2 protein-coding genes and 1 pseudogene are annotated in these 2,145 nt (G+C 64.4%); all 3 read left to right on the top strand.

The annotated features are described in order from the left end of the window. Nucleotides 1-132: pseudogene (locus EOA38_RS40740) on the top strand (serine protease); the annotation flags it as partial. Between the two features lie 8 nt (nt 133-140). Beyond that, nucleotides 141-788, top strand: coding sequence for a LuxR C-terminal-related transcriptional regulator (locus EOA38_RS34560; protein ID WP_127301327.1), 648 nt, complete (start codon nt 141-143; stop codon nt 786-788). Nucleotides 789-893: 105 nt separating this feature from the next. Then, the gene (locus EOA38_RS34565) at nt 894-1,760 is read left to right on the top strand and encodes an NAD(P)-dependent oxidoreductase (protein WP_127301328.1); all 867 of its coding nucleotides are present in this window, start codon (nt 894-896) and stop codon (nt 1,758-1,760) included. Nucleotides 1,761-2,145: the final 385 nt, after the last annotated feature.

A 2,145-nucleotide genomic window follows, 5' to 3' on the forward strand; every position in this document is an offset into this window, starting at 1 on the left:
GTGCGTGGACCGCGCGAATTGATCCGCAAGCTCGGGCCTGACAGTGCCGGCGCAACCGTGACGCTCGGTATCATGAGCGGCGGCGCTGAGCGCGACGTTTCGATAACCATCGGCGAGAAGCCGCTGAGCTGAGAGGGGCGATGCCAGGCAGCGCGACACAAACGATTGCGAGACCGGAGCCGGCAACCCACCGGCTGACGGTGCTGATCGCGCTCGGCGATGCTGAGCGCGCCGAGCAACTGGCCGATGCGCTTGGCGCCAGCGACGACCTGCTGCCGGCGTTTGGCGAAAGCGGCGCCGGCCAGACAGCGGACGTCGCCGTGATCGATGAGGCGGCTTTGGAAAACCGGGCCATTGCTTCGAATACGCCTGCCGTTCTGCTTTCCCGGCGCATCCGCCGCGAACAGCTGCCCGGCAACGTGCTCGCCGTGTTGCCGCCCTTCGCGGATGGCCTGCTGGTCGCCGCCGCGGCGCGGTTGGCGGCGTCCGGTTATCACGTTACCCGGGGCGGGTCTGCGGAAATTGCCGCGCGAGGCGATTTCCACGGTGAGCTGTCGGAAGAGGAAGCGCCCGACGACAACCAGACCCGCGCGGCGTTGTCGCCGCGCGAGGCGGAGGTGCTGGCGCTGCTGGCGGAAGGCGCGCCCAACAAGGTGATCGCCAGGCGGCTCAACATTTCGGTGCACACCGCGAAGTTCCACGTCGCCGCGATCCTGATCAAGCTCGGCGCCGCCAACCGCACCGATGCGATCGCGATCGCCATGCGGCAGGGATTGGTTCTGGTCTAGACCTCCCTGGGCGCGACGTTGCGTAATCTCGAACTGGCCTCTTGGGCCTTGCGTCAGGCTAGTCCACCGCGCAAGTTGCCCCCCTGTTGCTGAGGGAGGCTAAGGATTTCGCTCAAGGGAAAGACGCTGTTCATCTCGGGCGGGTCGCGCGGCATTGGTCTCGCGATCGCGCTGCGCGCGGCGCGCGACGGCGCCAATGTGACGATCGCGGCCAAGACCGCCGAGCCGCATCCGAAGCTGCCGGGCACGATCTACACCGCCGCTGAAGAAATCGAGCAGGCCGGCGGCAAGGCGCTGCCGATGCTCTGCGACATCCGCGACGAGGCTCAGGTCGCCGATGCGGTGGCAAAGACGGTCGAGCGGTTCGGCGGCATCGACATCTGCGTCAACAATGCCAGCGCCATCCAGCTCACCGGCACGCTGGAAACCGACATGAAGCGCTACGACCTGATGCACCAGATCAATACGCGCGGCACCTTCCTGGTCTCCAAAATGTGCATTCCGCACCTGAAGTTGGCAAAGAACCCTCACATCCTGAATCTGGCGCCGCCGCTCGACATGAACGCCAAGTGGTTCAAGAACCATGTCGCCTACACCATGGCCAAGTTCGGCATGTCGATGTGCACGCTGGGCATGAGCGCCGAGTTCGCCGGCGCCGGCATCGCCGTCAATTCGCTCTGGCCGATCTCGACCATCGACACGGCTGCGGTGCGCAATCTGCTCGGTGGCGCGACGGTGGCCGCGATGAGCCGCTCGCCCGACATCATGGCCGATGCGGCGCATGCGATCTTCCTGCGCCCGTCGCGCGAGGCGACGGGCAATTTCTATATCGACGAGGAGGTGCTTCGCGCCGAGGGCGTCACGGATTTTTCCATCTATGCGCCGGGCGCAAAGGGGCCGCTGGCCGGCGACTTCTTCGTGCCGGACGAGGTGTTCGCGAACTCGCGGACGAACGTCAAAAGAATCTACTGACGGGTTGCAGCCGTCTCGCTCCACCTCGGCCTTCTTGCCCTTGGCCCGCGCAAAGTCAAAAAGCCCCGCCGGAGAGGGGGGGCCGGCGGGGCTCATGTGTCCCGCTGGAGTCGGGACAGGGCAGGGAACGCCCTGGCTAGAATCTGGGTGCCGCAATGCGGCGATTCAATGAGCGTGACGGCACAAGCAGGACAATTCTTCTTGAATTTTCAATGAAAAGGCCCGTCCGGATCCGGACGGGCCTCGTCTTGCCGCGCTGATTCCGAAAATCGGGTCAGGATCTTGAAATCAAAAACTAAAGCGCGTCGAGCTGAAACGGATTCAGGCGATGCGCTTCAGGTCTTTGTTTCGTTCATGTCGCCCAAAACCGCCATGTACTTTTGTG

This window comes from Mesorhizobium sp. M1E.F.Ca.ET.041.01.1.1, assembly GCF_003997355.1.
GTDB lineage: Bacteria > Pseudomonadota > Alphaproteobacteria > Rhizobiales > Rhizobiaceae > Mesorhizobium.

What these genes read in the sequence shown, in the direction of transcription:
- EOA38_RS34560 (WP_127301327.1), top strand. Translation starts at nt 141, where the DNA reads ATGCCAGGCAGCGCGACACAAACGATTGCGAGACCGGAGCCGGCAACC.